Source organism: Robiginitalea sp., assembly GCF_049588695.1.
Lineage (GTDB): Bacteria > Bacteroidota > Bacteroidia > Flavobacteriales > Flavobacteriaceae > Robiginitalea.
Genome location: NZ_JBAVZJ010000435.1, coordinates 1 through 3249, shown reverse-complemented (window position 1 = coordinate 3249; position 3249 = coordinate 1). Strand labels below are relative to the sequence as shown.

General features: G+C 45.8%; 4 protein-coding genes. 3 read left to right on the top strand and 1 reads right to left on the bottom strand.

Features of this window, described 5'->3' with window-relative positions; genetic code table 11:
- The 3 genes from WBV75_RS10385 to WBV75_RS10375 form a co-directional block, all read left to right on the top strand.
- Window positions 1-1091 (top strand): FAD-dependent oxidoreductase (locus WBV75_RS10385; RefSeq protein ID WP_424120543.1); only part of this gene is annotated, 1091 nt, incomplete at its 5' end.
- A gap of 85 nt (window positions 1092-1176) precedes the next feature.
- A complete protein-coding gene (locus WBV75_RS10380; protein WP_424120542.1) occupies window positions 1177-2016 on the top strand; it encodes a class I SAM-dependent methyltransferase in 840 nt (279 codons plus the stop codon).
- A 241-nt stretch (window positions 2017-2257) separates the two neighbouring features.
- Window positions 2258-2767 (top strand): OmpH family outer membrane protein, encoded by a 510-nt coding sequence (locus WBV75_RS10375; protein WP_424120541.1) that lies wholly within the window; start codon window positions 2258-2260, stop codon window positions 2765-2767.
- A gap of 51 nt (window positions 2768-2818) precedes the next feature.
- On the opposite strand, the gene WBV75_RS10370 is transcribed toward WBV75_RS10375, so the two are convergent.
- On the bottom strand, window positions 2819-3249 hold a 431-nt coding region (locus WBV75_RS10370; protein ID WP_424120540.1), incomplete at its 5' end, for a hypothetical protein.

The following is a 3249-nucleotide window of genomic DNA, read 5'->3' as shown; positions in this document are numbered from 1 at the left end:
CTCCAATGTTCAATGGACGGATCCAGAGCATTGGGCCTAGATATTGCCCAAGCATTGAGGACAAGATAGACCGCTTTAAGGACAAGGAGAGGCACCAAATATTTGTAGAACCTGAAGGTTGGGACACGGTGGAGGTTTATGTAAATGGATTTTCAACGTCATTGCCAGAGGACGTTCAATTTAAAGCCCTTAGATCCGTTGCGGGCTTTGAAAACGTTAAATTTTTCCGGCCAGGCTATGCCATAGAATACGATTATTTTCCGCCGACACAACTGGAACACACCTTAGAAACGAAACTCATATCCAATTTGTTTTTTGCGGGTCAGATTAATGGGACCACTGGTTATGAGGAGGCTGGAGCGCAGGGTATAATGGCGGGTATCAATGCACATCTTAAGGTGCGGGAGAAAGACCCGTTTATTTTAAGGAGGGATGAGGCGTATATAGGTGTTCTCATAGATGATCTGATTACAAAGGGGACCGAAGAGCCCTACAGGATGTTTACATCGCGGGCAGAATACCGGACACTTCTAAGGCAGGACAATGCGGATATGCGTTTGACGGAACGTTCGCACAAACTGGGATTGGCAGGAGATGAGCGACTCCGCAAGGTGGAGTCTAAGATGCGTCAATCGAGTGAGCTTGTAGGGTTTTTTAAAAAGACAAGTTTTGTCCCGGATGAAATAAATCCGATCCTGGATTCTTTGGATTCCCGACAAGTGACACAGGGAGATAAGCTTTTTAAAGTCTTTTCCCGTCCGAAAGTTCGGATGCAACACATGCGCATGCTGCCAAGCGTTTCTGCTTTTATCGATGAGAATGACTTGCCGGAAGAGGTCCTTGAACAGGCTGAAATCCAGGTTAAGTATGCCGGATATATCGAGAAGGAGAAACAAAATGCGGACAAATTACAAAGACTGGAGAATATCAGGATTCCGAGGGATTTTGACTATATGCCTTTATCCTCCCTTTCTATGGAGGCGCGGCAAAAACTTACCGAAATTCGTCCGGCTACAATTTCCCAGGCCTCTCGCATCAGTGGGGTATCGCCGAGTGACATAAGTGTTTTATTAGTGTTTTTGGGAAGATAGTTCCACGTGGAACACAGCAGCTTTTGCGCTTCAAATTCGGACTCAGAGCTGGACAAACCCAAAGAATTGGCCTAAGTTTGTTAGGATGCCTGAACTTAATACATTGACGTTAACCGACCATCTCGTAAGCGGGGAGGAGTTTGGTTTAGTTTGGAATGCAGAGTACCAGTGCTATCAAACGGAACCTATTCCTAAGTCGCTGGAGAAGTACTACGAAAGTGCTGCCTATATTTCGCATTCCGATAGCGCTGATACTTTTATGGAGCGGATATATCAGCGTGCTAAAAAGATAAACCTCGACCGTAAGCTCGGTCTTGTAAAACGATTTTGTGGACAGGAAGGGGTTCTCATGGATATTGGAGCTGGCACCGGGGATTTCGTTAAACATGCCCAGGAAAGGGGTTGGGAGGCTTATGGTGTTGAACCCAATGAGGCGGCCAGAGGGCGGGCACATAACAAGGGTGTCCCTGTCTACAGCCGTATCACGGTACAGCAGGAAGCCATTTATGACGCCATAACTCTTTGGCATGTTCTCGAGCACCTCCCGGATTTGGACGAGGAAATCAAGACTATGTCTGATAGGTTGAAACCAGGGGGCTGGTTGATTGTGGCTGTGCCGAACTATAAGTCTCTTGATGCCAAATATTATAAATCCAACTGGGCCGCTTATGATGTGCCCAGACACCTCTGGCATTTTTCAAGGGGTTCGATCAAGCGACTTTTTGAGCAAAAGGGATATGAACTCCGTGCCGTAAAACCGTTATGGCTTGATGCATTTTACATTTCCTGGCTTTCTGAAACCTATAGAAAGAATCGCCTCGCTCCTTTATCGGGTGCATTGATGGGCACGGCTTCAAATCTCTACGGGGTATTCTCCAGGGAGTTTTCCTCCCATGTCTATTGTCTGCAAAAGAAGGCAGAATGATTTTTAAGGGCTTTAGACGCGTTAAATTCATTTGAACCACTAATACCCCTGCCGGAGTCCGGATGGCGGCATGTAGGCGCCTTTTCACAAGGCTTTATCGATAAGGACATTCTATTCTATTAATTATAACTATAAGCTCAGTCAATGAAAGGGGTTTTGTCCAAATCAAATATTATTGGAAGTCCAGCCTGCAAACCAAAAAGCTTTTCTACTTTTGCGCCTTAAACAAAAACACCCTATTATGAAAAATTGGATTGGGTTATTGACCTTCTTGATCCTGGCGAGTTGTCAGCAGGAGAAAATAGCCTACGTTGATAACGTTAAGTTAATGGACGGTTATAAAAAGAAGCAAGAAGTGGATGCCAGCTTTCAACTGAAATCTGAAGCCTTTGCCAGGAAGCGGGACAGTATCTCCCAGGCCTTCCAATTGGAGGCACAACAACTTCAGACCTCTACAGAGGGCATGGCGCAGGATAAGGCACAGGAGGCCTTCGGAATTCTCCAACAAAAGGGACAAATGATGGGGCAGCAGTTGCAACAGGAAGAGCAACAAATCCAACGAATGGGCCAGATGAAAATGGACAGCGTGGTGACCGAAGTTCGTGAAACCATACAGGAATACGGTACGGCAAACGGCTATCGCTTTATCCTAACCGGAGGTGAGGGCGGTAGTGTACTCTATGGAGATGAGGCTTCAGACATTACTGAGCAAGTCTTATCCCAACTCAACGACAAGGCTTCAAAGGAATAAGATCGTCCTTAAGAAACTTTAAGCCCGGAACTCTTCACAGTTCCGGGCTTTTTATTGGAGTAGGAATACGAGAAAAATCGCAGGGATAAAATATACCACAATAGTTCGAGCCCCTTCGTAGTCTTTAGCCATTCGCTGACCAAACAGCAGCATCAACAAGGCAAGGCAGGAGACCAGGGCTCCTGAGAACGCCAGGGTGTTCCCATATCCCATCACCAATTGAAACAATCCAATTCCACAGAGTATTCCGGCAGCCAATTCCGTAATTGTCAGAATAAAAAAAAGGGCGGGGACATAATTTTTAAATGGCGTCTGTAAGAAATGACTGCTAAGCCAGGCAAGATTTCCCTTCCAATCCAGAAGTTTATCCAGGCCGCTTTGAAGGAAGGTTATAATGAGAAAAACAAGCAATATGGCTTCAGCGGCGTATTCGGTCAACACATTCATAAAGGCAGTTTTTGAGAGGGCTTGGTGTGTAGCAA

Coding starts and splice junctions, on each gene's coding strand:
- WBV75_RS10380 (WP_424120542.1), top strand. CDS start 1,177: ATGCCTGAACTTAATACATTGACGTTAACCGACCATCTCGTAAGCGGG.
- WBV75_RS10375 (WP_424120541.1), top strand. CDS start 2,258: ATGAAAAATTGGATTGGGTTATTGACCTTCTTGATCCTGGCGAGTTGT.